The following is a 25,569-nucleotide window of genomic DNA, read 5'->3' as shown; positions in this document are numbered from 1 at the left end:
TGAGCGCTCTCGGCGAGTTGCGGCGGATGCGCAAGGGCAGCGGCGGAACTCTCGGCGGCAAGAAGGAGAACAAGGCCGCCTTCGTGTTCCTGGCCCCCTGGTTCGCCGGTCTGCTGCTCATTACAGCGGGCCCGATCGCGGCCTCGTTCGCGCTCGGTTTCACCGACTACAACCTGATCCAGCCGCCGGAGTTCACCGGCCTGGACAACTTCACCCGCATGCTGAGCGACACCCGGCTGCACCACGCGCTCGGTGTGACGCTGGTCTACGTCATCGTCTCCGTCCCGCTCCAGCTCGCCTGCGCCCTCGGCCTGGCGCTGCTGCTCGACCGGGGGCTGCGCGGCCTGGCCTTCTACCGCTCGGCGTTCTACCTGCCGTCCCTGCTCGGCTCCAGCGTGGCCATCGCGGTGCTGTGGAAGCAGATCTTCGGCGCCGAGGGCCTGGTCAACCAGGTGCTCGCGGTGGTCGGCATCGAGGGGCGGGGCTGGATCTCCGACCCCGACACGGCCCTGTCGACGCTGATCGTCCTGAACGTGTGGACGTTCGGCGCCCCGATGGTGATCTTCCTGGCCGGTCTGCGGCAGATCCCGGCCATGTACTACGAGGCCGCCGCCACCGACGGCGCCGGAAAGTGGACGCAGTTCAGGAGGATCACGATCCCGCTGCTGTCACCGATCGTCTTCTTCAACCTGGTGCTGCAGATCATCCACGCCTTCCAGTCGTTCACCCAGGCGTTCGTGGTCTCGGGCGGCAGCGGCGGGCCGTCGGACTCGACCTTGTTCTACACGCTCTACCTGTACCAGCGCGGGTTCGGCAACTTCGACATGGGCTACGCCTCGGCGCTCGCCTGGCTGCTCCTGCTGATCATCGCCGGGTTCACCGCGGTCAACTTCTGGGCCGCCCGATTCTGGGTCGTTTACGATGACTGACCTTCGCAAGGCGGCCAAGCACGCCGCCCTCATCCTCCTGGCCCTGGTCATGCTCTACCCGGTGCTGTGGATGGTGGTCAGCTCCCTGCGGCCCAACAGCGAGATCTTCCGCCGCCCCGGCCTGATCCTCGACAGCCTGCAGGTCCAGAACTACGGCGAGGGCTGGAACGCCCTGGCCTCCCCCTTCGGCCACTACCTGCTCAACTCGGCCATCCTCGTGCTGGCCTGCATCGTCGGCAACCTGGTGTCCTGCTCGATGGCCGCGTACGCCTTCGCCCGGCTGGACTTCACCGGCAAGCGCCTGTGGTTCGCCGTCATGCTCGGCACGATCATGCTGCCGATCCACGTGATCATCGTGCCGCAGTACATCCTGTTCTCCCAGCTCGACTGGGTGAACACGTTCCTGCCCCTGGTGGTCCCGAAGTTCCTGGCCACGGACGCGTTCTTCGTCTTCCTCATGGTGCAGTTCATCCGCGGCCTGCCGCGCGAGCTGGACGAGGCGGCCAGGATCGACGGCTGCGGCCACGCCCGGATCTTCGTCCGGATCATCCTGCCCCTGATGCTGCCGGCGCTGGCCACCACGGTGATCTTCACCTTCATCTGGACCTGGAACGACTTCTTCAGCCAGCTCATCTACCTGACCGACCCGGAGATGTACACGGTCCCGGTCGCGCTGCGCTCGTTCGTGGACGCCACCGTGTCCACCTCGTGGGGATCCATGTTCGCGATGAGCGTGGTGTCCCTGGCCCCGGTCTTCCTCGCCTTCCTCGTCGGCCAGCGGTACCTCATCCGGGGCATCGCCACCACCGGCGGCAAGTGACCCCCCACCGAACAGGAACCACCATGAAGAGAATCGCCCTTGCCGCCGCGGCGGCACTCCTGCTCAGCGCCTGCGGCAGCGGCGGCGGCGGCAACGCGAGCCAGGAGCTGTCCAAGGACCCGGTGACCCTCCGCTTCACCTGGTGGGGCGCCGACGAACGGCACAAGCGCACCCAGCAGGTCATCGACGCCTTCCAGAAGAAGCACCCGAACATCACGGTCAAGGGCGAGTTCAAGGACTGGAACGGCTACTGGGAGAGCCTCGCGACGACCGTCGCCGCGAACGACGCCCCTGACGTCATCCAGATGGACGAGCTCTACCTCGCCTCGTACGCCGAGCGCGGCGCGCTGCTCGACCTCGGCACCGCCTCCCAGCACCTCAAGACCGCCGACTTCGACAAGAGCGCCCTGGACACGGGCGTGGTGGAGGGCAAGCAGTACGGGCTGCCCGTCGGCCTGAGCACGTACGCGATCGTCGCCAACACCACCCTGCTCGACCAGCTCAAGGTGAAGCTGCCCGACGACACCACCTGGACCTGGGACGACCTGAAGAAGACCGCCGAAGAGCTGTCCAAGGCCGGCGGCGGCAAGGTCACCGGCATGCAGTCCTTCGGCTTCGACGCGGGCAGCATGAACATCTGGGTCCGCCAGCAAGGGGCGGCGCTGTTCGACCAGGCGGGCAAGGTCGCCGTGCCGGAGAACGTGCTGGCCGGCTACTGGAGCTTCATCAAGGACCTGAGCAAGGGCGGCGCGGCCCCGTCGCCGTCGGTGACGATCGAGCGGGCCGGCGGGTCGCTCGACCAGTCGGGCACCGCCACCAACGCCTCGGCCTTCGCCACCTGGTGGAACACCCAGCTCACCTCGCTCACGGCGGCCAGCGGCCAGCAGCTGAAGCTGCTCAGGCTGCCCGGCGAGTCGCAGGCGTCCGCCCCGGGCGCGTACTTCAAGCCGTCGATGTTCTGGTCGGTCTCCTCGCGCAGCAAGCATCCGGCGGAGGCGGCGCTGTTCGTGGACTTCCTGGCCAACAGCCAGGAGGCGGCCGACATCCTGCTGACCGACCGGGGCGTCCCGGCCAACACGAAGATCCGCGCCGCCATCGCCCCGAAGCTCAACGAGACGGACAAGGCGGCGGCCGAGTACCTCGACACCGTCAAGGTCGGCACGGCCCCCCGCGTGACCCCGAACGGCGCCAGCTCCATCGAGGCGATCATCAAGCGGCACACCGAGGAGGTCCTGTTCGACCGGGAGACGCCGGAACAGGCGGCCAAGGCGTTCATCGCCGAGCTCCAGGCCGAGATCGACGGCGCCTGACCTCCTCCACCAGCGAAGGAACACATGTCTGAACGCAACTACCGGGCCGCGATCATCGGCACCGGAGCGATCGCCCACGCCCACGCCCAGGCGATCCAGGAGACGAAGGGCCGCGTCAGCCTCGTGGCCGTGGCCGACGTGGACGCCGGGCGCGCGGGCGAGTTCGCCGCCACGTACGGCGGAGCCGCCCGCGCCTACGGAAGCGCGGAGGAGCTGCTGCGCGCGGAGGAGCTCGACCTCGCGCACCTGTGCACGCCGCCGCAGACGCACGCGCCGCTCGCCCACGCGTGCCTGGAGGCCGGGGTGACGGCGCTGATCGAGAAGCCGCCGACGCTGTCGCTCGCCGAGTTCGACGCGCTCGCCGAGGCCGAGCGGCAGACCGGGGCGCGCGTCGCGACCGTGCTGCAGCACCGTTTCGGCCCGGGAGCCGTACGGCTGCGCCGCCTGGCGGACGCGGGCGACCTCGGCCGCCCGCTGCTGGCCACCTGCGTCACGCAGTGGTACCGCGACGAGGCCTACTACGCGGTGCCGTGGCGCGGCACGTGGGAGTCCGAGGGCGGCGGCCCGACGATGGGCCACGGCATCCACCAGTTCGACCTGCTGCTGTCGGTGCTCGGCCCGTGGCGCGAGATCACGGCGATGGCCGCCAGGCAGGCCCGCGCGGTGGACACCGAGGACGTGTCGATGGCGCTGGTGACGTTCGAGAACGGCGCGCTCGCCACGGTCGTGAACTCGGTCGTCTCCCCCCGGCAGACCTCCGGGCTGCGCTTCGACTACGAGCACGCCACGGTCGAGGTCGAGCACCTGTACGGCTACACCGACGACGACTGGACCGTCACCCCCGCGCCGGGCCACGAGGACGTCCAGGCCCTGTGGGACAAGGACCGCTCGGAGGAGGCCAGCGGGCACGCGGGCTGGCTGGCCGCCGTCCTCGACGCGCTCGACCAGGACCGGCCGCCGCCCGTCGGCACCGCCGACACCCGCCGGACGATGGAGTTCATCGCCGCCCTGTACGCCTCCGCCTTCACCGGCGAGCGCGTCCGCAGCGGCCAGATCACCGCCGACAGCCCGTTCGCCCGGCGCATGGACGGCACGGGCGCCCCCTGGAGGAACGCATGACCCTGCACGCCGTCCACACGATCGGGCGGTCCGTCGCCGTCAGCGCGGGAGACGTGGAGCTGTTCACCTACGTCTACCGCCCGGACACGCTGGTGCTGGAGTCGCCCAAGCCGTACGTGCACCCGATCCGCACCCTCGGCGGCGCGCTCGTGTCGCTGTTCCGGCCGCACGACCACGTCTGGCACAAGGGCATCGCCTGGTCGCTGCCGCACGTGGGCGAGCACAACTTCTGGGGCGGGCCGACGTACGTCGAGGGCGAGTACGTCCAGCTCGCCAACAACGGCAGCGCCACCCACCGCGAGATGACCACGCTGGAGGCCGACGGCGACCGGTTCGTCATCGGGCACACCCTCGGCTGGACCTCCCAGGAGGGCGCGCCCGTCATCGAGGAGCGGCGCGCGCTGAGCGCCACGGTCGTGGACGCGTTCACCTGGGCGCTGGTCTTCGAGACGACCATGACCAACGTGTCGGGCGCCACGCTCGACTTCGGCTCGCCGACCACCAAGGGCCGCGAGAACGCCGGCTACGGCGGCCTGTTCTGGCGCGGCCCCCGCTCGTTCACCGACGGCGTCGTCCAGTCGCCGGACGGGGCGGGCGGCGACGAGCTGCGGGGCACGCGAGCCGAGTGGTTCGGCTTCCGCGGCCGGCACGACGAGAGCGGCGACCACTCGACGATCGTCATCGTGGACGACCAGGCCAACCCGCGTCATCCGCCGCGGTGGTTCGCCCGCACCGAGGACTTCGCCTGCCTCAATCCGGCCCCGTTCTTCAGCGAGGAGCTGGCGCTGCCGGACGGCGAGAGCGTCTCCTTCCGGTACGCGGTCGTGATCGCCGACGGCGACCGGGGCGAGGAGGGCAGCGCGTTGCTGGCCGAGCAGGGCCGCAAGGCGCTGCGCTGACCCCGCCGGAAGGCGCCGCCGAACCGAGCTGACCTCCCGCCGGCGCGCCCGCGCCCACCCCCTGATGAGGAGCACGGCCATGCCCCCTGCCCGATCGATCCTGCTGCGCCTGCTGACGGCGGCCCTGACGGCCACCGCCCTGGCGCCCCCCACGGCGGCGGCGGCCACGACCCACGCCGCCGCGGCCGGCACCACCTACTACGTCGACGCGGCCGGCGGCGACGACACCGCCTCCGGGCTCGACGAGACGCACGCCTGGAAGTCGCTCGCCAAGGTCAACGCCACCACCTTCCAGCCCGGCGACCGCATCCTGCTGCGCGCCGGGCAGCGGTGGACCGGCCAGCAGCTCTGGCCCAAGGGCTCTGGCGCGAGCGGAGCCCCGATCACCATCGACCGCTACGGCGAGGGCACCAAGCCGCGCATCGACGCCGCGGGCCAGGTCGGCGACGCCGTACGGCTGTTCAACCAGGAGTTCTGGACCATCCGCAACCTGGAGGTCAGCAACGAGGTTCCGGCCACCGGCACGCCCGGCGCGAACCTGCGCGACCTGCGCGGCATCCACGTCTCCGGCGACAACGGCCAAACTCTCGACGGCTTCGTCATCGACGGCGTAGCCGTGCACGACGTCACCGGCCAGGTCAACTGGATCGGCGGCAGCGTGGCGAACAACGCGCCCGGCATCCGCTTCCAGACCGGCTGGGACGGCTCGAAGAAGACCGGCGGCATCGTCTTCGACACGACGGTGCCCGACATCGGCGCCCCGCCGGACCGCGCGACCGTGCTCAACGACGTGCTGATCCAGAACTCCACGATCGCCGACACGTCGTTCGCCGGCATCGTGTTCAAGCAGTACACCGGCGACGGCCGCAACGACGCCGGCGAGATCGTCGCCGAGCCCACCGGCTGGGGCACCCGCGAGAACCGGGACGACCCGAAGTTCACCCCGCACACGAACATCGTCATCAGGAACAACCACATCACCCAGGCCGGCACCGCGTACGGGTGCAACGGCATGTACCTGACCAACATCCGCGGCGCCCTCGTCGAGCGCAACGTCGTCTACCGCACCGGCACCTCCGGCATGGAGACGTACTACGCCGACGACGTGACGTTCCAGTTCAACGAGGTGTACGAGACCCAGCAGAAGGCCGGCGGCGCCGACTCCAACGGCATCGACCCGGACAAGGGCACCACCCGGCAGGTCGTCCAGTACAACTACCTGCACGGCAACGGCGACGGCGTGCTGCTGTGCCAGTTCGGCTTCGGCGACGCCGTCGTCAGGAACAACGTCATCGCGGGCAACACCCGCTACCAGATCTACCTGCACTCCGACCGGGCCGCCACCGCGAAGATCTACAACAACACGATCTACAACGACCGGTCGGGCTACCTCATCTACGGGTACGGCAGCTACCTGGAGGCCCGCTACGACATCACCGGCAACCTGCTCCACTCGACCAGGGCGGGCGCGGTGCTGACGACCAGCCCGACCATCTCCTACAGCCACAACCTCTACGGCGGCGCGGCGCTCACGGTGCCGCCCGGCGACCGGAACGCCGTGGTCACGGCCGACCCGCGCTTCGTCAAGGCCCCGCTCGACGGCCCCTACGGCACTCCGGAGACCGGTCCCGCGCTGGAGACCGCGTACGGCCTGCGCGTCGCCTCCGGCTCGTACGCGATCGACGCGAGCACGGAGATCGCCGGGAACGGTGGCCGTGACTACGCCGGGGCGACCCTCTACAACGGCGCCCCCGACATCGGCGCCTTCGAGTACACCACCCCCGACGGCGCCGCCGGCGAGGCCGTCACCGGCACCGTCCGCACCCCGGCGGGCGCCCCCGTCACGGGCGCGACCGTGACCGCCGCCGGGGCCACGTCCGTCACGGGCGCCGACGGCCGGTTCGCGATCGGGAACGTGCCCTTCGCCGACGGCGTCGAGGTCACCGCGACCAGGAACGGCTACGCCACCGCCACGGCCACGGTGAACGTACGGCGGGGCAACGTGAGCGTCGTCGCCCTCACCATGGCCTCGACCAGCACGGTCGGCACGATCACCGGCCGCGTGCTGGACCAGGCCGCCGAGCCGCTGCCCGGCGCCGCCGTCACCGTACGCGACGGCGACCAGACGCTCGCCACCGCCACCAGCGGCCCCGACGGCGCCTTCACCGCCGCGAACGTGCCGATCGGCGAGGGCTACACGCTGCGCGCCACCGCCGACGGCTTCGTGACGAAGACCACGCCGGCCCCGAGGGTCGAGGCGGCCACCACGGCCGCCGCCGGCTCGCTGCTCCTCGTCCGCCCCGCACCCACCTACGTGGCCGTCCACGACTTCGACCGGCTCCCCACCGGCCCGCTCACCAGCGGCGACGGCCTGACCGTCAGCGCCGCGGGCGGCAGCGCCGAGATCGTCGAGGTGGCGGGCGACCGGAGCGTCCGGCTCACCCGCACCACCAACAGCGGCGTCACCAGCCTCACCCGCGACGTCGCGCTCAAGGGCATCGTGACCGTCGAGACGAACGTCAGGAGCGAGCGTCCCTACTCCTCCGGCAACCACTGGTGGTCGGTCCCCTACATCAAGGACGCGCGCGGCCAGAACGCGGTCAGCCTCGCCTTCACCAAGGACACGATCGTCGCCTACGCCGGCGCGACCACGAAGACGGTGGGCGCGTACGAGCCGGGCCGCTGGTATCACGTCGCCGCCGTCATGGACACCGTCAACCAGCGCTTCGACCTGCTGATCGACGGCCGCAAGGTGCTCGAAGGGGCCGCCTTCAGAACCGCCGCGGACGCCGTGGCGAAGCTCGAGTACAGCGCCACCAGCACCAACTACGGCAGCATCGACCTCGACGACATCCGCGTCGCGCAGGGCGTCGGCCTCGCCCGCGACGACGCCGGCCTGCTCAGCCTGAACACCGACCAGGGCACGCCCGCCGACGGCGTGCTGGAAATGCCGGCCCGCGTGTCGAAGGTGACGGTGACCGCCGTGGCGCGCAGCCCGTTCGCCAGGTCGGTGGCCATCGACGGCGAGCGCGCGGACGGGGCCCGGGCCACCCGCGAGATCACGCTCGGCGACACGGGCGCCGAGGTGAGCGTCGTGGTCACCGCCGAGGACGGCACCGAGGGCTCCCACACCCTGCGGATCAGGCGCGGCCCGCTCGCCCAGGACACCACCCTGTCCGCCCTCGTCCCCGGCGCGGGCACGCTCGACCCCGCCTTCGACCCCGACGTCCGCGCGTACACGCTGACCGTCCCGCACGACCGGATCACGTTCACGCCCACCGCGCTCAACCCGAAGGCGGCCGTCACCGTCCAGGGCGGGCCCGTCGCGAGCGGCACCGCCTCACCGGCGATCCCGCTCCCGGTCGGCGACACCGAGGTCGCCGTCAAGGTGGTCTCCGAGGACGGCACCGCGGACGCCACCTACCTCGTCAAGGTCACCCGCCCGGAGCCCGAGCCGCCCCAGGACGGCGCCGTCAAGCCCCCGGCCCGCGGCACGCTCTCGGCCACCGGCGCCGACCTGCGGCGCGGCGCCTACGACGTGACCATGAACCTCTGGTACGGCGTCAACGCCAGCGTCCTCGTCCTGTACGAGAACGGCAAGGAGATCGCCAGGCGTGACCTGACCCCGCGCACCCCCGCCGCCCAGCAGGCCACGGTCCCCGTCGGCGGCCGGGTGAACGGCACCTACGTCTACACCGGCGAGCTGATCAACCAGGCCGGCCGCACCGCCACCACCTCCGTCACGGTGAAGGTGACCGAGGCGAACCCGGGCACGCCGGTGCTCAGCAGCGACAACTGGGACCGCGACGGCGACTACACGATCCGGATGAACATGTGGTGGGGCACCAACGCCACCACGTACCGGCTCTACGAGGACGGCGTCCTGGTCGACACCCAGCGGCTCACTGCCGCGACCCCGGCCGCCCAGACCGCCGCGACCGTGCTCGTAGGCCGCCCGGCGGGCGAGCACACCTACGTCGCCGAGCTGGCGAACGCGGCCGGCGTGACCAGGAGCCGGCCGTTGACGGTGATGACAAAATGACCGCCATGACTGACGGGTCCGCAGCCCCCTTGTCCCCCCCGACTCTGCACGACGTCGCCAGAGAGGCGGGAGTGTCGGTCGCCACCGCCTCGCGCGCGCTCAACGGCAGCTCGCGCAACGTCAGGTCGGAGAACGTCTCCCGCGTCCGGGCGGCGGCGGCCAAGCTCAACTACGAGCCGCACCTGTCGGCGCAGGCCATCGCCAAGGGCTCGACCAGGACCGTCGCGCTGGTGGTGCGCGACGTGGCCGACCCCTACTTCTCCGCCATCGCCGCCGGGGTCGTCCAGGCGGCGGAGGCGGCCGGGCTGATCGTCACCATGGCGGTGGCCGACGGCTCGCCGGAGCGGGAGCTGGAGATCGTCAGGACGCTCCGGGGGCAGCGGCCCAAGGTGATCATCGTGACCGGCAGCCGCATCGAGGGCACCGGGCTGCGGGAGACGCTCGTCGAGGAACTGGCCGAATACCGCACGGCCGGCGGCCGGGTGGTGCTGATCAGCCAGCGGGACCTGCCGTTCGCCACGGTGACCGTGGACAACAGGGGCGGGGCCGCCGCGCTGGCCCGCGCGCTGCTCGGCGTGGGATACCGGCGGTTCGCGGTGTTCCACGCGGCGCCGGAGATCCGCACCTCGCGGGAGCGGCACGAGGGCTTCCTGGCGGAGCTGGCCGCGGCGGGGGCGCCGGAGCCGCTCGCCGTCGAGACCGGCTTCACCCGCACGGGCGGCTACGAAGCGGCCCGGCGGCTGGTGGAGCGGGGGTTCGAGGACGTCGAGGCGGTGTTCGCGGTCAACGACGTGATGGCGATCGGCGCGATGACGGCCCTCCGCGACGCCGGGGTGCTGCCCGGGGCGGACCTCGGGGTGGCGGGCTTCGACGACATCGACTCGGCCATGGACGTGCGGCCGGCGCTCACCTCGGTGGCGGTCCCATTGCGGGAGGCGGGACTGAGCGCGATGCGCCTGGCCCTGTCCGACGACGGGTCGGGCGACGGGTCCGGGGAAGCGGGCGTGCGGCTGCCCGCCGAGGTCGTCCTCCGGGAGAGCACGCCGCCTCGCCGCCCCGGCTAGCGGCCGGACTGCTCGCCGTGCACCTGCCTGGCCAGCTCGACGTCCGCGATCGAGCGTTCGACGAGCGCTCGCATCGCGGACTCGGCCGCCCTGGGCCGCTGCCTGCGTACGGCGAGCAGCACCTCGGCGTGCTTGTCGGCGGACTCTCCGGTGAGCGCCGTGTGCACGAACTGGTCGCGCAGCCGCAGCCCGGCCTCGATGGCGGTGGTCATCTGCGCCATCAGCTCGTTGTGCGCCGCCCGGAGCAGCGCGTGGTGGAAGGCCAGGTCGGCCTCCACGTGCTCGCCGACCGGCCGGCCCACGGCCGCCCGCATGCCGGCCAGCGCGTCCTCCAGATCGGCCAGGTCGCGGTCGGTGCGGCGCAGCGCCGCCATGCGCGCCACGGCCGGCTCGACGGTCAGCCGCACCTCGCCCAGCTCGTCGAGAAAGCGTTCGTCCACCCGGTCCGCGAAACGCCAGCGCAGCACGTCGGCGTCGAGCAGCGCCCACTGCTGCCGCGGCGCGACGAAGGTGCCCCGCCGGGGCCTGGCCCCCACCAGGCCCTTGGCGGCCAGCACCCGCAGCGCCTCGCGCACGGCGGTCCTGCTCACCGCGAAGCGGTCCTGCAGCGCCGGCACGTCGAGGTCGGCGTCAGGGCCGATGTCGCCGTTGACGATGGCCGCCCCCAGACTGCTGACCACCCGGTCGTGCGCACCGGCTCTCCCGATCTCCGTCATGGCGGAATCATGCCATCTGCCCCTGGCGTGGTTGCCGCCTCGCCGGCTGGTTCAGGTCCTCCACCGGCGTGTAGGGCTCGTGCAGCCCGAAGGCGGCCGGCCCGAAGACCTCCAGCGCCTCCGGGGTGCGCATGATCGGCGGGGTCGAGATGGCGAAGACGGTCAGCCGCTGGCCGTAGCTGAGCGCCTCGGTGGTGACGGGCGTCCCGGTCTCGCTGTTCAGCGTGCAGATGAGGTCGGGCACGATGGCCAGGACGCGCCCGCCGCGGCGGGCCACGAGGTGCTCGTTCTGGAAGACGATCTCCAGGGTGTCCCCGTCGTCGGCCGCGTCGGCCAGCGTGACGCGGCCGCGGGCGAACCCGTCGACGGTTCTGCGGTCGACGTCGACCACCTTGCCGGCGAACAGCACCCGGCTGTGGGTGTAGATGGTGTCGGCGAGGGTGGCGCTGAGTGCGGCGAACGGGTCGGCGTGCTCCTGGCGGGCGCGCCGGAGCGTGGCCCCCAGGCGCCGGGCGAGGGTGAGGGTCCCGGGGATGGCGGTGCGCCGTACGGTCGCCGCGTCCATCGGATAGTCGCAGATGTAGGCGGCGCCGCCCATCTGGATGGTCAGCGCACGGGCCAGGTGCTCCATCCGCCGGTTGTCGACCGCCTCGACGATGCCCACGTCGCCGTGATCGGAGGCGATCGACATCGGGCTGCCCGGCACACCGTAGACGGCGAACGTCTCCATCTGCAGCTCAGGAAAGGCGCGGCCCATGCCGTCGGCGTCGACGACGGGCAGATCGGCCTGGGCGGCCAGCAGCAACGGCATCATGCTGTTGAGCCCGCCGCACTCGATCGGCATGGTGGCGGCGGCGGAGCGGCCGAGATGTCGTTCGAGGGCACGCAGGGCGGCGAGGTTGCCGTCGCCGGACGGCAGCTTCTCCACGAAGACCGTGGGCGCCCCCATCATCGCCGATGGCAGCACCAGGGCGTCGTCAGGCAGCTCGTCGACGCCGATGACGTGGATGCGCCGGCCGGCGCGAAGCTGCCGTTCCACCAGCATGCGCCCGATGTAGGGGTCCCCGCCGCCTCCGGTGCCCAGCAGGGCCGCGCCTTCGGCCAGGTCACGTACGTCTTCCAGCGTCAGGTCGTAGCCCATGGCCGGTCCTCCTCAGGGGTACGTGGGCGGCTGAGGTCGAGATCACCGATGGCCTTGACGCGGACGCGGACCGCGTTGCCCGGCAGGTACGCCACGTGCACCTCGTCGATGTCCACGACCTGGACGCTGCCGGGGGCGGCGCCCGCGGCGACGGCCCGGTCGATCGCCTCGGCGCGAGCCTGGTCGAGCACGTCCTCCCGGCTGAGCGCGGCGGTGATCGCGAACAGCCGGTCCACCTCGCCGCCGATCTGCCCGATGGCGGCGCCGATGGCGTTGGCCACGGCGTGATGCTCGGGCCGATGCACCGAGGGGATGCCCGGCAGGTCCGGCGGCATGAGGACGCTGCCGCCGCCGACGACCACGACCGGCAGCGGAGCGGACGACACGCGCATGCGTTCGACCATGTCGGCCACGCGGGTGGCCATCCAGTCGATGCCCTGCCGGATCAGGTCGCGGTCCAGGTGGTCCACCAGCGCGCGATCGCCGATGTCGGCCAGACCGGCCGCGACCGCCAGGTCCGTCGCGGTCAGGACGCCTCCCCCGAAGACCTTCGCCTGCTCGGTCAGCTGGTAGCCGACCGAGTCCGGGCCGACCTCCAGCGCGGGACCGGTGACGACCCGGCTCCCGCCGCCCAGGCCGATGGACAGCACGTCCGGCATGCGGAAGTTCGTCCGCACCCCGCCGATGTCGACCTCGCCGGTGGCCGCCCGCGGATAGCCGTTGGTCAGCACCCCCACGTCGGTGGTGGTGCCGCCGATGTCCACGACCGCGCAGTCGCTCAGCCCGGACAGATGGGCCGCGCCGCGCATGCTGTTGGTGGGGCCGGAGGCGAACGTACGCACCGGATAGCGGCGCGTGTACTCGGCGTCCATGAGCGTGCCGTCGTTCTGCGACAGGAACAGCGGCGCCGTCACCCCGACGGCCTCCAGCGCGCCGGCGAACGCGTCCACGATCTGGTCGGCCAGCCGGCGGAGGCAGGCGTTGACGATGGTGGCGTTCTCCCGCTCCAGGAGACCGACCCGGCCGATCTGATGCGACAGGCTGATGTGCAGGTGCGGCAGCTCGGCCAGCAGGATGGCGGCGGCCTGCTCCTCCAGGTCGGCGGCCACCGGTGAGAACACCGAGGAGACGGCCACCGTGTCGATGCCGCGCGCGTGCAGCTCGGCGGCGGCGCGTTTGAGCTCGTCGGGTCTGAGCGGGGAGATGAGCCTGCCGTCGAACTCGTGGCCGCCGTGACACAGGTACACGGACGGGCTGATCGCGGACAGCAGGCGGTGCGGCCAGTCCACCATTGGGGGCAGGGCCGCGGTGGCGGGCAGGGCGAGCCGGACGACGCCGGTCGGCGCGAGGTGCCGGCCCGTGACCAGGGCGTTGGTGAAATGCGTGGTGCCGATCATGACCGCGGAGACCTGGTCCCTGCCGATGCCGCCGGCGGCCAGCAACTCACGCAGAGCAGTGACGATTCCCGTGGTGACGTCCGGGGTCGTCACCGTCTTGATCTCGGCCCGGACGGTGGTGTGGTCCATGATGACGGCATCGGTGTGGGTGCCTCCCACGTCGATCCCTATGCGCACCCGTACTCCTTCGTTCAGGACTGCGTCCACAGGCGGGCCTTGCCCGCCGCCACGTACACGAGCGCGGCGATGACCAGCGCGTTGAGCGCGGGGATGCCCCACGCCAGGTAGTGCCCCGCGAAGGCGGCGATCACCCAGGCGACGAGTCCGGCGGGCACCCAGTTCGGCGCCTCGGCGGGCAGGCCGCCGCTGCTCCGCGACGACGTCAACTCCTCCCGCCACCGCCGCACCACGTAGTATTCGGCGATCATGATCCCGGCGATCGGCGGGACGGCGACACCGAGCAGCACCAGGAAGTCCACGAGGTGGTCGGCGATGCCGAGGGCGGCCAGCGCCGTGCCGATCACCCCGAGGCCGACGGTGACGGCCGCCCGCCCGGGCCGCACGCCGAAGATGGTGTGCAGCGCGTTGGTGACCCCCAAGGAGGCCGCGTACAGGTTCCAGTCGTTGGTTTTCAAGGTGGCGGTGAGCAGCACGACGGTGCCGACGACGCCGGAGGTGGTGGTGACGATCGCCACCACGTCACCGGTGCGCAGCGCGTGCGCGAGCAGGACGCCGATGAGGGCCAGCAGGTACTCGCCGAGCGTGATCCCGATGACGGTCTGCTTGACCACGTCGGCCGCGCTGCGGTTGAAGCGGCACATGTCCGGGCTGATGACCGCGCCCACGATGAAGCCACCCGCGACCAGCGTGGCGCCCTGCGCCAGGCTCAACGGCGTGCCGGGCGGCGCGGACGCCACCAGGTCGGCCACGTCGTGCTTGCCGAGCTCGACGACGACGGCCCAGCCGGCCAGCGTCAGGAAGGCCGGCACGGTGATCCAGGCCGTCCAGGCCATCCCGGCGAACCCGACGACCACGATCGCCGTGATCACCAGCCCTCCGACGATGGCCCACGCCCAGACGGGCGGCCCGCCGAGCAACGCGGCGAGCCCCTGAGCGAGGACCGCCGACTGCACGCCGAACCAGCCCAGCAGGCAGACCGCGACCACGATCCCGACCAGCCCCGACCCGTGCCGCCCGAACCCGGCCCACCGGGCCAGCACCGTGGTGGACATGCCTTCCCGCATGCCGGCGATGCCGACCGCGATGGCCACCAGCTCCAGGATCACCGCGCCGAGGGTGATGGCCACGACGGCGTCCCAGAACGTCATGCCCATGCCGAGCGTGGCCCCGAGGAGGAACTGGCTCAGTGCCGACAGCAACCCGAAGCGCTGAATCGCGACCGTGGGCCATGCGTAGCGGGCGGAGGGCGGAACTCGTTCCAAGGCGTAGTCGTCGCGTGCGGGAGTGTCGCCGGGTAAGGCCGGCACCGAGGTGGAACGCATGCGAAGCCCCTTCTGGCCGAAGCGGTCTTTTCATGCGAACGCTACGTCGGCGTAAGTGATCACGGGAAGAGGCGGGACGCCCCTATTCCAGCGGTGCAAGCGCATCCCAGAGTGCGACCTGACTTTCGACGGGGACGACGGTTGACGATCGGCAGATGATCTCCCAGCTCGCTCTCGGCAGGCTCGCTCCCATGAACACGTTCTTCCCCGGACGGTGGATCAGCGGCGCGACGCTCGTCCTGGGGCCGTTGATCATGTGCGCCGGATACCTGCTGCGCTACCTGGGCACAGCCACCGCCCTCACCCCTCAGCAGCACGCGTGGGCGGAGGCACAGCCCTTCGCCGCCTACGGCCAACTCCTCGCGTACACCTCGGCGCCCGCCCTGCTCACCCTCGCCTATGCGGTCTTCGCGCTGGGGGCGGTGCTGCTCTTCCCCGCTTTCGTCGCCCTGGCTCAGCGGATCGGCGGCGGCCTCGCCTGGTGGGGCGCCACGCTGCTGGCCGCCGGGCTCTTCTCCCGCCTGTACTTCGCCGGCGCCGACCAGACCGCCTTCCAGCTCACCGAGGTGATCGGGCTGGACCAGGCGACGAACGCGATCATGAAGGAGTACGTCGACATCTCCTACGGGCCGTGGCGGGTGCCGGTCTGGGCCTCGGTCGGCCAGTACGCGGGCTCGCTCCTCCTGGCCGTCGCCGCCTGGCGATCGGGCGTCTTCGGCACCGCCCGCGCCGCGATGCTGCTGCTGGCCGGGGGCACCTGGGTGGGCGTGCTGAAGGGCGCCTCCATCCCTGACGTACTGGTCACCGGCCTGCTCTGCGTGGCCCTGGTCCCGCTGGGCGCGCAGGTGCTGCGCGACCGGCTGCCTGCCCCAGCCGGCCGTCCGAAGATGCTCAGCTGGTAACCGCTGCGCTGATCGTGATGGCTTCAGGATGCGCAGGCCGGCGCTACGCGCAGGTCTTCTTCTCCGGGGCGCAGAACTTGACCTCCGGGTAGCTCGCCGACGGCTGGTCGAGCAAGGGCTGCGGCTTCTTGCGCAGGTGCTGGTCGAAGAAGGCCGCGACGTACCTGCGGGTGATGGCCATGGCGCGGACGCCGGGGATGTCGGCGCCGTCCTCGATGCCGAACTGGTCGACCAGCACACCGAGGTCGGTGAAGGACGTGTGCGCGGCCCCGTCCACCAGCAGCCAGCGCTTCCAGCCGTGCAGCCCCGCCCAGACGCTCTCCCAGTTGGCGGCGGTCCCGGGCTTCCCAGGCGTGTACGTGGCGGGCTTGCCCAGCAGAAGGAACGGCCGCGACAGCCCGCCCTCGGGAAGCGCGGCCTCGACCGTGCCGTCCACGTCGATGCCGGCACGCAACCGGCGGTCGGCGGCCATGGCCGACAGCGTGCTCGCGCCGCCGGCGGACTGACCGGACATGCCGATCCTGGAGGTGTCGATCAGCCGCGCGTACTTCCACTTGGGGCGCGCGCCGGTCAGCTCGTCCAGCACGAAGGAGACGTCAGCGGCCCGGCCCTTCTCCAGCTTCACCCATTCGGCCGGGCCCTTCTTCATCTCGCACGTGACGCAGGTCGTGACCCGCCCGTCGGGGAAGGTCTGGGCGACGTTCTCGTAGGTGTGGTCGATGGCGGCCACCACGTATCCCCGGCTTGCCAGGTCCTCGGCCAGGGCCGTGAGCTCGGACCTGGGCTTGCTGTGCCCGGGAGAGAGCACGACGAGGGGCAGGCTGTGCGGGCGTCCCGCGGGGCGGGCGTCGGTGAAGGCGTGGGTGCGCACCTTGCTCAGGGTGTCGGCCGGGACGCTGGTGATGTCCCCGTCCTTGAGCAGCAGCTCGGACTCCTTGGGCGTCATGTACCGGGCGCGGTGGCGGCCCGGCGCCTCGGCCGGATACCACAGCGAGACCATGAGCTCGCGAGCCTTCACGCTGGGGACCCAGGGGTCGGGGCGCGAGGCGTCCTTGAGGTACAGGGAGGTGGTGCCGACCGGCCGCGAGCCGGTGGGCGCGGGCAGATACGGCTCAGCGGACGCGGAGGCGGAAGCGGAGGCGACGGGCGCGAGGCCGGACACGGCCATCACGGCGACGAGCCCGGCGACGGCGGCCCGCCGGCCTCGCCGCCATGTTGTACGCGGCGCAAAGGGCTTGGTGGACGTTCGGTCGTCGATCATCTGACTCATGCCGAGCGACTATACCTTGAGAGTATACGCCCGGTGTATAAAGTCATGAGAGGGACCCGCGACAGGCCGCACGACGCGGCCGGCGCGCCGTTTGGTCCGCCGACGTCGTTCGCCGCTCATCAGGGCAGGCGGGCGTGTTCGGCCCGGGTGGCGGCGATCCGCTCACGCGCGAGCGTACGGGCCCGCTCGGTGTCGTCGCCGGTGAGCCGGGCGAGGATCGTCGCGAGCGGCCTGATCTGGCCCCAGCCGCCCCAGTGACCCTCGGGGATCTCGGTGGGGAACACCCAGATCCGGCTGGCGTCACGCGGCCAGGCGCCGTTCTCCGCGTCGAGGATCGCCTCGGTGACCTCGGCGATGACGCTCGCACGCTTCTGCTCGTCGAGCTGGCCCTCGGGGACGGACGGGACGACCTTGTAGCGAGGTGCGTCCGCGGGTTCGCCGCCGACGTAGACGCCGGCCGGTCGGTGCAGCCAGAGCCAGGAGACGGAACGGCTCACCGGGTCGGCGGGGTCGAATCCCTCGTTGCGGACGAGGATCTCGGTGATGCGCTTCAGCAGGGCCGCCTCGGCGTCGGGCTGGAGCGCGCCGTCGGGAATGTACACGTCGAGCATGGGCATGGTCGATCTCCTCCATGAGTTTAATTCTTCAACTCAGGCCCCGGAGTCTAGGATGGCTAAGTACAACTTGTAAACCCAGGTGGGTACACTCGTCCCATGGAGACGCGGCGAATCGACCCGGTGAACTGCTCGGTGGCGCGCGCCCTCTCGGTGGTGGGGGAGCGCTGGTCGCTGCTGATCGTCCGTGAAGCGCTGGACGGCGCGCGCCGGTTCGGCGAGTTCCACTCCCGCCTCGGGATCGCCAGAAATCTCCTGGCGACTCGGCTCGAGACCTTGGTGACGGCGGGAGTGATGCGCCGCGTGCCCTATCAGGAGCCCGGGGATCGGCAGCGCTTCGCCTACGAGCTCACCGAGCAGGGCCGGGCGTTGCGGCCCACGCTCGTGGCGCTCCTGGAATGGGGCGACACGTATCTCGCCGACCCGCAGGGCCCGTCGGTCATCGTCCGGCACCGGCCCGTCGGCGATGCGAGCTCCTGCGACGAGCCGGTCAAGGTCGTCCTGGAGTGCGCTGCGGGGCACAGCCACCTCGCCCCGGACGACATCTGCCGCACACCCGGGCCGGGCGCGCGCTTCGTGGAAAGCTCCTGAGAAGCAGTGGGACCAGGTGGCCGGAGTCGCTTCCGGGCCGTACACACCTGCACAAACGTCCGACGGACGGTTCGGCCGGCCCGGCGGCGGTGGTCAGACCGGCGTCTCGCGGAAGCGGAAGCGCACGATGCGGGTGGAGCGCTTCATGCCCGGCAGCAGGTTCATGACCCGGTACAAGCGGCGGACGCCCGCCGGGGCCCTGGCCATCAGGAGCGGCGCGTCGTTCATCGGCGCCTCGTCGACGTACTCCAGCCGCGGATGCCACGCGGCCAGCGCCGCCGGTACGTCGAAGCCGCAGTGGAACCGGGCGTCGTACATGCGCAGCGTGGGGTTCCACCTCGAGGTGCGCCACGCCCAGACCGCCACCGTGTCGAACTGGATCTGGCCCGAAGGAAAGGCATCGACGACGCTCGTCAGCAGCCGCCGGACGTCCTCCTCGGTCAGGTACGGCACCAGCCCCTCGGCGATCATCAGCGCCGGCCGGCCGCGAGGGACGCGCTCCAGCCAGGTCAGGTCGGTGACATCGGCCCCGATCAGCGTGTGGTGGTGCTCGCGCGGCGGAAGGAGCCGCCGGCGCAGGTCGATGACGGTGGGGTGGTCCAGGTCGTACCAGTCGACGGTGGGGGGCGGGTCGATGCGGTAGGGGCGGGCGTCAAGGCCGCAGCCCAGGTGCAGGACCACCGCGTCGGGGTGCTCGGCGAGGAAATCGCGGGCCCAGTCGTCATGGGCCCGGGCGCGGACCACGGCGACCAGGCCCAGCTGGCTGGTGCCGAATCTGCGCTGGTCGTAGGCGGGGTCGAGGAGGCGCATCACCCGCTCGGCGTAGGTGTCGCCGAGAATCGGGTCCGGGAGCCGGTTGTCCAGCGCTTTGGCCTTGAGGACGGGAGTGAGGGTTTTCTGCACTCCGAGGAGTCCGGTGTCCATCACGACAACGACGCTACTCCTATTTCACGAAATTCGTGAAGTTTCCGAAATGCTCTAGACTCTGGCGTCATGACGGCGGAGGACGGAGCGGTGGTGACGCGAGCCGGCGAGGACGCCATCGCGGACTTCCGGGAACGGTTCGCGCAGATCCTGGTCGAGTCCGGCATGCCGCGGATGGCGGCACGCGTGTACGCCGCGCTGCTGGTCACCGACTCCGGCAAGCTGACGGCCGCCGAGCTGGCCGAGCGGCTGGGCGTCGGCGCGCCGGCCATCTCGGGGGCGGTCAAGTACCTGGTGCAGGTACGGCTGGTCGAACGCGGCCGCGCACCCGGCAGCAGGCACGACTTCTGCCGCATCCACGAGCACACCTGGAGCCACTACATCAGCCAGTCCGTGCCGGTGCTGGTCCACGTACAGACCGGCGCGGAGGAAGGCGTCACGCTTCTGGGCGACGACTCCCCCGCCGGGCGGCGGCTGGAGGAGACTGGGCGGTTCTTCGCGTTCATGCGCGAGGAGATCGAGCGATCGATGGCCAAGTGGCGTCGCCTCCAGGCGGCCGATCCTGAGGACGACTGAACCGCCGCAGTAGCTCAGCGCGATCGAGCCTCGATCAGGTCGTGGATCTGCCGGGTCACGGGATCGTGCGGGTGAGCCGCGTGGGACATGTGCAGCCAGCCGTCGGCGTCGATCCGGAAGACGTCGTCGCGGATGGACGGATCGGCACCGCGCTCCAGAAGCAGGCGGATCACCTCGACGTTCCCGGGCGGGATCGCCCAGTGCAGGCCGGTCCGCCCGAGGTAGGGCGCGACGTCGGGATCGACGCCTCGATCGAGGAACCAGCGTACGACCTCGATCCGGCCGTGCTGGCAGGCGTGCACGAACGCCTCCCCCACGATCTCCTCCGGATCGTCGGTAGGCGGCAGCCGGGTGAGGAAACCGCCGCCGGCGGCGTCAGCGAGATCGGGGCGCGCCGATGCCGCGCCCGGCCGGAGCCCGCCGTCCGCGTCGAAACAGGACTGCACGAGATCCAGCCGCCCACAGGCGGCGTACGTCCACAGCGCCCGCGGGACGATCCCGTGCCCGGCGAGCAAGTCGACGAGCTCCGTGCCGCCAGAGAGAACGGCGTTCTCCAGCGGGGTGCTGCCCCAGATGCGGGCGCCGGGATCGGCTCCGGCTGCAAGCAGCAGGCGTACGTACTCGACCCGATCGCAGCGGACAGCTCGGATGAGCGGGGCGTCCAGGCCGGTGGCCCTGCCGATCAGAACCTCCACGGCGGCACGCGGCACGCCGAGCTCCTTCTCGAGCCGGACACCGGGGATCGTCTCGGGACCCGCCAGCATCTCCAGCAGGGTGTCGGCCTGCTCGGCGGTCAGACCGGCCAGCCGATCGGTGTCGCCGGCCAGCAGGGCTCCGGCCTCGCGGTGCAGCCGCCGCCGCTCCTCCTGGCGTTCGTCGAGGTCACGCCGGGATTTCTCGGTGAACGCCACAAGTTCCCGCCACGTCGGGAAGCCGGACTCGCGCGCGATGATCAGCCGCGCGTCCCGGAGCTCGACGGTGGCGGCGGAGGTCGCGATGGCATGCCGGGGCACGTAGGCCCGCAACCGTCGCAGCGCGCCGGGATCGTTGCGGCGCAGCTCGGCGAGGAGACGGTCGGCCATCGAGACGTAGGCGCCCGGCCTGATCCCCATAAGGCGGGAGACCGGCCGCTCCTCGGTCGTGCTGCGTCCTTCGACGTGAGCGCGGAACTCGGCCCAGGTCCGGAATCCGTGTTCCTGGGCGAGCACGAACTGGGCGTCGCTGAGCAGGAACCGCTCGCCGGCCCGGCCACCCAGCACCTCGGCGACCCGGGCTGCGGCTGCCGCGTCGCCCGCCGCGTATGCGCGATGCAGGTGCTTGGCCTGCTTGCGGTAGTACTCCAGGTTCGGATGAGCCGGCAGTTCGAAATGGCGGGCGGACATCGCAACCTCCTTCGACGCCGAGGTCCGCTCGCCCGGCCGGAAAGAGGCTGTTCTTGTCCGGTGCGTCGATGTGCTGCTCGAGGTGGGAAAATCCCTGCCCGCGGACCGGCAGCGCCCTCGCACGCTCCCTCCAGCCTAATGATCGGCGCCTTTCCTGGTCCAGGGAGTCGAGGCGGGCTGTACGCCCGCAACCCGCGAGCTCTCAGTCCGATGCGAGGGCGACGTCGAGAAGGGACCGGCTGCAATTCGGGGTTGGCGCGGTGGAACAGAAGGAGTTGACGGAGAAGTCGCTGAAGTTCGCGCTGGACTCGATGGGAATGACGCGCCCCACCGGGTTGGGAGTCACACTGACCTTGAACTCCGCACCCAGACGTAGGCCGTTTGCGCTGCGGTGACGCCTACGCGGACCTCGAAATCGTCCCGGCCTCCGTTGAATGCGTCCGGCCGTGACCAGGATCCCAGATGGAAGTCCTGGATCTCGCCCGGCCGCAGCGAAGCCTGGACGGGAACCTCGGCGCATTGGCCCTGGACGGTCACCTGGGGCACTTCGTAGGCCAGGAACGGCGAAAGGGGGACGACGCCGCCAGGACGAACCGGGGCTATCCGATACTGGCCACGCCGGCCGCCCGGCTGGCGGGGTGATCAGACCGGGGAATGCTCAGACGGCGGCAGCCCTCAGTTCGCGCATGCGTTGAACGCCGCTCCCCCGGCCAACTTCCCGTGAGCCAGTCGTGAACGGCGCGCTCGCGTCGGCAGCGAGAAGGGCGTCCGCTGGGCAGTGCGGCGAGGGCGCGAGGCGCCGGCCCTCAGTGATGTTCTGCCGTGAACAGGCGTGCGCGACATGGCTGCCACGATCGGACAGGCGCTGATTGCCCTGGCCGGGATCGTTCATACGGGGAGGGCGTCTCCGGGGAAGCCGTGGCACGGGTGAACCTCGCAGCGCATCATCCCCGCGCGCACGCAGGGGTCCTCGGCCATGATCTCCGCGGCTTCTTCGGCCGGCACGGTCATGATCGCGACGCCGGCCACGGTGTCGGAGGCGACCGGGCACAGGATCGCGATCACCCCCTCAGCACGCAGCGACACCATGCGCCGCTGGTGTTCGAGTTCGATGGCGTCCGCGCCGTCCACGGCCCGCTCCGGCCCCCAGTGGAGGAGCGCCAGGCTGTAGGGCTTCGCGGTCGCGGCCAGAGCCCGGATCTGTTCGTCGGTCACGGTCGTGCTCATGAGGTCTCCCTACTTCTCGATGCGCTCGGCCAGCGAGACGATGATTCCTTCGGGCCCGCGGACGTAGGCCATGCGCCACACGCCCTCGTACTCGCCGATGCCTCCCACCAGGCCGTAGCCGGCGGCTGCGGCGTGGTCGACCGCGGCTCGGAGGTCGTGCACCTCGAAGGCGACGTTGCGCAGGCCCAGCTCGTTGGCCGGCGCGGCAGGCGAACCCGGGAGGTGGTCCGGCCGCGTGAAGCTGGAGAGCTCCAGCGTCGTCCCTCCGCCGGGCGGTCGCAGCATGACGATCTCGGTGCGGGCATCGGTCATGCCGATGACCGTGTCCAGGAACTCGCCTTCTACGGCCATCTTCTGATCGGCCTCCAGGCCGAGGCTGACGAAGAACGCCGTCGCGGCGTCGAGGTCGGCGACGGTGATGCCGACGTGGTCGAAACGCCTGATGAATGTCATCGGATCCCCTTCAGAGTTTCCTTAAGAGACTCTGGGAAGGTAGCACCCAAGGTTTCGTAAGGGAACCCCAATTGCTAGATTGTCGCCATGCAGCGAACGCGGTTCGGGGAGATGGCGTGCTCCATCGCGCGTACGTTGGACGTGATCGGCGAGCCCTGGTCACCGCTGATCCTGCGCGACGTGTGGGCCGGGGTGCGCCGCTTCGACCACATCCAGGCGGACATCGGGATCTCCCGCAAGGTGCTCACCGAGCGGCTCAACCACCTGGTCGAACAGGGCGTGCTCGAGCGGCTGCCCTACGACGCCCGCCCTCGCTACGAGTACCACCTCACCGCCAAGGGCACCGAGCTCGTCGAGATGCTCATGGTAATGGCGCGGTGGGGCGACCGCTGGCTCGCCGGCGAGGCCGGGCCTCCCGTGCTGTACCGCCACCATGCCTGCGGGCAGATCGGCCACGTCGACCCGCGCTGCAGTCACTGCGGAGAGCCGATGCACGCCGACGACGTCGACCTCCTCCCGGGCCCGGGCTCGGCCTGACGACCACAGGACCTGCGCGGTGTTACCAGTAGTCCCAACCGTGCCAGCCGTACCAGGAGCCCGTGAGGTGCCGGTAGGTGTCGTCCCCCGTCTCCTCGGGCTCGCCCTTGGGAAGCAGGACGAAGTTCGTATTGCTGTAGACGGCCCATTCCTCGGCGATCAGGCAAGCACTGCCAGGGACGTCCTCGGCGTTCTTCTCCAATCCCAAGCACGGAAAGGCATCACATATCCGGTACAACCCCACCCATTGGCAGGAAAAATCGCGATCCGTCTGCCTGGTTACGGTCTGAGCGTAGGCTTCCATGCTCGGTTTCGAGATCGTGAATCGCAGCCAGAAGGGCGCGTCCACGACGAGTGCCCCCACCACGCCTCCGGCGATGATCCAAGGCAGGACCCAACGTACGATCCGGCCGTCGATCGCGCCTCGACTCGCCGCCAAACCGAAGCGGAACAACCAGATCACATACAGAGGAACCCCGAAGAAGAAGGCAACCAGCATCATCTCGATGACGTACCAATGGGGGACGCTGGCCCAGTACAGAATGACGCAGGCCGAGGCGGAGAGCACAGTGAGGTACAGCCATCCGGGAGGCTTGGTGATCACGCGCCACCTTAGCGCTCGTCATAACCATGCAACCAGGCCGCGTCAGGCCGACTTTCAAGGGCTGGAGTGACGCGAACCGGGCTTCGCGAGGCCGGCGTTCAAGGGACTCATCGCAGAAGAGGGTGCAGCCGGGGTCCGCCGGTTTTCGAGGTCGCCCGCACGGATTCTCACGCTCGGCTGCACTCCTGTCCGAGCGCGCCGGGACGTGCGCCGGGGAACGAGCTATGCATCGTCGTTGCCATCGCGCAGGGAATGGATCATGCTCCGCAGGATCCGGAACGCCTCTGACTGCTCGGTCTCGGACATGCCGGCCAGCATTCTGACCTCGACGGACCGGACCGCCACGGTCGCCTTCTCGAGGCTCCGCCGGCCGCGAGGCGTGAGCCGCGCTGGAAGAGCCTTCCCGACGGGCGCCTCCGCGGGCCTGGTCACGTAGCCGTCTCGTTCCAGGGCCTGGAGCAGCACGTTCATCGTCTGCCGGGTCACGAACGCGCCCCGCGCGAGCTCCGAGTTCGACAAGCCCGGCCGTTGAGCCAGCAGCTCGAGGCAGGAGTAGTGCGTCACGCTCATCCCGAGCGGCCGCAGCACCTCCTCCATGGCTGCACGGAGGGCGCTCGACGCCTCTTTCAGCAGGTAGCCCAGTGACGTCTCCAGATCGACGCCGACACCCTTTTGACTCATGTCAGTATTCTGACATAGATTGCCTGTGTCAGAAAACTGACACAAAGAGAAGGAGCATCATCATGCCCGCCACCGGCCCCGACTTCATCTCGCTCCAAGCGCGCGACCTCCACGCTTCGCAGGCGTTCTACGAGCAGTACCTCGGCCTCGTCCGCTCGCAGGCCGGACCTCCGCACGCCGTCGTCTTCGAGACGAAGCCGATCGCGTTCGCACTCCGCGACATCGTTCCCGGCACCGATCTCGCATCCGCCGCTCAGCCTGGCATCGGTGCCGCGATCTGGCTCCACGCCACAGACGTCCAAGCCATCCACGATGCTCTGCTCGCCGACGGCCACACCATCGTCTCCGCACCGACCGACGGCCCCTTCGGCCGGACATTCACCTTCGCCGACCCCGACGGCTACCAGATCACTCTCCACGATCGCGCCTGACAGGCCGAACGCCACCGGACGATCACCGGCCCCCGAAGACCGAGCTTGTGCCCGAGACCCGAGAACCGGGCGACGTTTGTTCACCCAGGGTGATCACCTTCCGGCTCTGCACGCGTGGGGTTGACTGAGTGTGATGTCGAGGCCGGGCGGTCATGATTCGGCACGCCGAGGGGGTCCAATCCGCCGTTACCGGTGCGGCGGCCGCGGCCCCGTGCTCTCGCGCCGCGGGCTGCGGTGGGCACTGGAGGCAATCGTGGTCCAGCACCTGACCGTGACCCGAATCGCCGAAGGCTTCGCGGTTTCGTGGAACACCGCCGACGACGCGGTCCTGGCCGAGGGCAAGCAGGTCCTGATCAACGACGAGCATCGCTCGACGGCGTCCATGTGATCGGGGTCGACGAGCCGATCCGGGCGAACCGTCTCGTACGAAGCGTGCGA

25 protein-coding genes and 1 pseudogene are annotated in these 25,569 nt (G+C 70.6%); 14 read left to right on the top strand and 12 right to left on the bottom strand.

Annotation, left to right across the window (positions count from 1 at the left end):
- Positions 1 to 26: 26 nt before the first annotated feature.
- The 7 genes from ACBR40_RS07270 (at position 27) to ACBR40_RS07240 (ending at position 10,183) form a co-directional block, all read left to right on the top strand.
- Entirely contained in the window at positions 27 to 929 is a 903-nt protein-coding gene (locus ACBR40_RS07270; protein WP_344207949.1) for a sugar ABC transporter permease, read from the top strand.
- Complete coding sequence (locus ACBR40_RS07265; protein ID WP_344207624.1) at positions 922 to 1,749, top strand: carbohydrate ABC transporter permease; 828 nt, start codon at positions 922 to 924, stop codon at positions 1,747 to 1,749. The genes ACBR40_RS07270 and ACBR40_RS07265 overlap by 8 nt, the downstream gene beginning before the upstream one ends.
- A gap of 23 nt (positions 1,750 to 1,772) precedes the next feature.
- Positions 1,773 to 3,059 carry a sugar ABC transporter substrate-binding protein gene (locus ACBR40_RS07260; RefSeq protein ID WP_344207625.1) on the top strand — a complete coding sequence of 429 codons (1,287 nt, stop codon included), beginning with the start codon at positions 1,773 to 1,775 and terminating at the stop codon, positions 3,057 to 3,059.
- A 24-nt stretch (positions 3,060 to 3,083) separates the two neighbouring features.
- Positions 3,084 to 4,178, top strand: coding sequence for a Gfo/Idh/MocA family oxidoreductase (locus tag ACBR40_RS07255; RefSeq protein WP_344207626.1), 1,095 nt, complete (start codon positions 3,084 to 3,086; stop codon positions 4,176 to 4,178).
- A complete protein-coding gene (locus tag ACBR40_RS07250; RefSeq protein WP_371247986.1) occupies positions 4,175 to 5,077 on the top strand; it encodes a PmoA family protein in 903 nt (300 codons plus the stop codon). The genes ACBR40_RS07255 and ACBR40_RS07250 overlap by 4 nt, the downstream gene beginning before the upstream one ends.
- A 79-nt stretch (positions 5,078 to 5,156) precedes the next feature.
- Positions 5,157 to 9,119: a carboxypeptidase regulatory-like domain-containing protein gene (locus tag ACBR40_RS07245; protein ID WP_371247985.1), complete on the top strand. Its 3,963-nt coding sequence runs from the start codon at positions 5,157 to 5,159 to the stop codon at positions 9,117 to 9,119.
- A gap of 5 nt (positions 9,120 to 9,124) precedes the next feature.
- On the top strand, positions 9,125 to 10,183 hold the full coding sequence (locus ACBR40_RS07240; RefSeq protein WP_371247984.1) for a LacI family DNA-binding transcriptional regulator: 1,059 nt from the start codon (positions 9,125 to 9,127) through the stop codon (positions 10,181 to 10,183).
- Here ACBR40_RS07240 and ACBR40_RS07235 read toward each other — a convergent pair.
- The 4 genes from ACBR40_RS07235 to ACBR40_RS07220 are packed head-to-tail and all read right to left on the bottom strand — an operon-like array spanning position 10,180 to position 14,939.
- Positions 10,180 to 10,899, bottom strand: a complete 720-nt coding sequence (locus tag ACBR40_RS07235; protein WP_371247983.1) for a FadR/GntR family transcriptional regulator — start codon at positions 10,897 to 10,899, stop codon at positions 10,180 to 10,182. The genes ACBR40_RS07240 and ACBR40_RS07235 overlap by 4 nt on opposite strands.
- 7 nt (positions 10,900 to 10,906) lie before the next feature.
- Positions 10,907 to 12,040 (bottom strand): DUF917 domain-containing protein, encoded by a 1,134-nt coding sequence (locus ACBR40_RS07230; protein ID WP_371247982.1) that lies wholly within the window; start codon positions 12,038 to 12,040, stop codon positions 10,907 to 10,909.
- Positions 12,025 to 13,614 carry a hydantoinase/oxoprolinase N-terminal domain-containing protein gene (locus tag ACBR40_RS07225; protein ID WP_371247981.1) on the bottom strand — a complete coding sequence of 530 codons (1,590 nt, stop codon included), beginning with the start codon at positions 13,612 to 13,614 and terminating at the stop codon, positions 12,025 to 12,027. Before ACBR40_RS07225 ends, ACBR40_RS07230 begins: the two co-directional genes overlap by 16 nt.
- A gap of 14 nt (positions 13,615 to 13,628) precedes the next feature.
- Entirely contained in the window at positions 13,629 to 14,939 is a 1,311-nt protein-coding gene (locus tag ACBR40_RS07220; RefSeq protein ID WP_371247980.1) for a cytosine permease, read from the bottom strand.
- A gap of 155 nt (positions 14,940 to 15,094) precedes the next feature.
- Between ACBR40_RS07220 and ACBR40_RS07215 the strand changes: the two genes are divergently transcribed.
- The gene (locus ACBR40_RS07215) at positions 15,095 to 15,841 is read left to right on the top strand and encodes a hypothetical protein (RefSeq protein WP_371247979.1); all 747 of its coding nucleotides are present in this window, start codon (positions 15,095 to 15,097) and stop codon (positions 15,839 to 15,841) included.
- A gap of 43 nt (positions 15,842 to 15,884) precedes the next feature.
- Here the strand turns inward: ACBR40_RS07215 and ACBR40_RS07210 are convergent, their stop codons facing one another.
- Both ACBR40_RS07210 and ACBR40_RS07205 read right to left on the bottom strand, forming a co-directional pair.
- A complete protein-coding gene (locus ACBR40_RS07210; protein ID WP_371247978.1) occupies positions 15,885 to 17,111 on the bottom strand; it encodes an alpha/beta hydrolase family protein in 1,227 nt (408 codons plus the stop codon).
- Positions 17,112 to 17,230: 119 nt separating this feature from the next.
- Positions 17,231 to 17,728, bottom strand: coding sequence for a hypothetical protein (locus ACBR40_RS07205; RefSeq protein WP_253767451.1), 498 nt, complete (start codon positions 17,726 to 17,728; stop codon positions 17,231 to 17,233).
- A gap of 96 nt (positions 17,729 to 17,824) precedes the next feature.
- Here ACBR40_RS07205 and ACBR40_RS07200 point away from each other — a divergent pair, with 96 nt between their 5' ends.
- A complete protein-coding gene (locus tag ACBR40_RS07200) occupies positions 17,825 to 18,316 on the top strand; it encodes a helix-turn-helix domain-containing protein (RefSeq protein WP_344207638.1) in 492 nt (163 codons plus the stop codon).
- A gap of 93 nt (positions 18,317 to 18,409) precedes the next feature.
- On the opposite strand, the gene ACBR40_RS07195 is transcribed toward ACBR40_RS07200, so the two are convergent.
- Positions 18,410 to 19,240, bottom strand: a complete 831-nt coding sequence (locus ACBR40_RS07195) for a class I SAM-dependent methyltransferase (protein ID WP_371248352.1) — start codon at positions 19,238 to 19,240, stop codon at positions 18,410 to 18,412.
- Positions 19,241 to 19,309: 69 nt separating this feature from the next.
- Between ACBR40_RS07195 and ACBR40_RS07190 the strand changes: the two genes are divergently transcribed.
- The gene (locus ACBR40_RS07190; RefSeq protein ID WP_371247977.1) at positions 19,310 to 19,816 is read left to right on the top strand and encodes a GbsR/MarR family transcriptional regulator; all 507 of its coding nucleotides are present in this window, start codon (positions 19,310 to 19,312) and stop codon (positions 19,814 to 19,816) included.
- A gap of 14 nt (positions 19,817 to 19,830) precedes the next feature.
- On the opposite strand, the gene ACBR40_RS07185 is transcribed toward ACBR40_RS07190, so the two are convergent.
- On the bottom strand, positions 19,831 to 21,198 hold the full coding sequence (locus ACBR40_RS07185; protein WP_371247976.1) for an ankyrin repeat domain-containing protein: 1,368 nt from the start codon (positions 21,196 to 21,198) through the stop codon (positions 19,831 to 19,833).
- 462 nt (positions 21,199 to 21,660) lie between these two features.
- Between ACBR40_RS07185 and ACBR40_RS07180 the strand changes: the two genes are divergently transcribed.
- Entirely contained in the window at positions 21,661 to 21,840 is a 180-nt protein-coding gene (locus ACBR40_RS07180) for a hypothetical protein (protein ID WP_371247975.1), read from the top strand.
- A gap of 246 nt (positions 21,841 to 22,086) precedes the next feature.
- On the opposite strand, the gene ACBR40_RS07175 is transcribed toward ACBR40_RS07180, so the two are convergent.
- On the bottom strand, positions 22,087 to 22,425 hold the full coding sequence (locus ACBR40_RS07175; protein ID WP_371247974.1) for a hypothetical protein: 339 nt from the start codon (positions 22,423 to 22,425) through the stop codon (positions 22,087 to 22,089).
- Between the two features lie 9 nt (positions 22,426 to 22,434).
- Positions 22,435 to 22,878, bottom strand: a complete 444-nt coding sequence (locus tag ACBR40_RS07170; RefSeq protein WP_371247973.1) for a VOC family protein — start codon at positions 22,876 to 22,878, stop codon at positions 22,435 to 22,437.
- 87 nt (positions 22,879 to 22,965) lie between these two features.
- Here ACBR40_RS07170 and ACBR40_RS07165 point away from each other — a divergent pair, with 87 nt between their 5' ends.
- On the top strand, positions 22,966 to 23,415 hold the full coding sequence (locus ACBR40_RS07165) for a winged helix-turn-helix transcriptional regulator (RefSeq protein ID WP_371247972.1): 450 nt from the start codon (positions 22,966 to 22,968) through the stop codon (positions 23,413 to 23,415).
- Between the two features lie 22 nt (positions 23,416 to 23,437).
- Here ACBR40_RS07165 and ACBR40_RS07160 read toward each other — a convergent pair whose 3' ends face one another.
- Positions 23,438 to 24,019 carry a hypothetical protein gene (locus ACBR40_RS07160; protein ID WP_371247971.1) on the bottom strand — a complete coding sequence of 194 codons (582 nt, stop codon included), beginning with the start codon at positions 24,017 to 24,019 and terminating at the stop codon, positions 23,438 to 23,440.
- 222 nt (positions 24,020 to 24,241) lie between these two features.
- Positions 24,242 to 24,700 carry a MarR family transcriptional regulator gene (locus ACBR40_RS07155; RefSeq protein WP_344207645.1) on the bottom strand — a complete coding sequence of 153 codons (459 nt, stop codon included), beginning with the start codon at positions 24,698 to 24,700 and terminating at the stop codon, positions 24,242 to 24,244.
- 62 nt (positions 24,701 to 24,762) lie between these two features.
- Here ACBR40_RS07155 and ACBR40_RS07150 point away from each other — a divergent pair, with 62 nt between their 5' ends.
- The gene (locus ACBR40_RS07150) at positions 24,763 to 25,131 is read left to right on the top strand and encodes a VOC family protein (protein ID WP_371247970.1); all 369 of its coding nucleotides are present in this window, start codon (positions 24,763 to 24,765) and stop codon (positions 25,129 to 25,131) included.
- Positions 25,132 to 25,309: 178 nt separating this feature from the next.
- Positions 25,310 to 25,539: pseudogene (locus ACBR40_RS07145) on the top strand (ISL3 family transposase); the annotation flags it as partial.
- Positions 25,540 to 25,569: the final 30 nt, after the last annotated feature.

The sequence above is a fragment of the Nonomuraea sp. AD125B genome (assembly GCF_041402765.1).
In the GTDB taxonomy this organism is placed as follows: Bacteria; Actinomycetota; Actinomycetes; order Streptosporangiales; family Streptosporangiaceae; genus Nonomuraea; species Nonomuraea bangladeshensis.
This window is presented reverse-complemented; position numbering and strand designations above follow the sequence as displayed.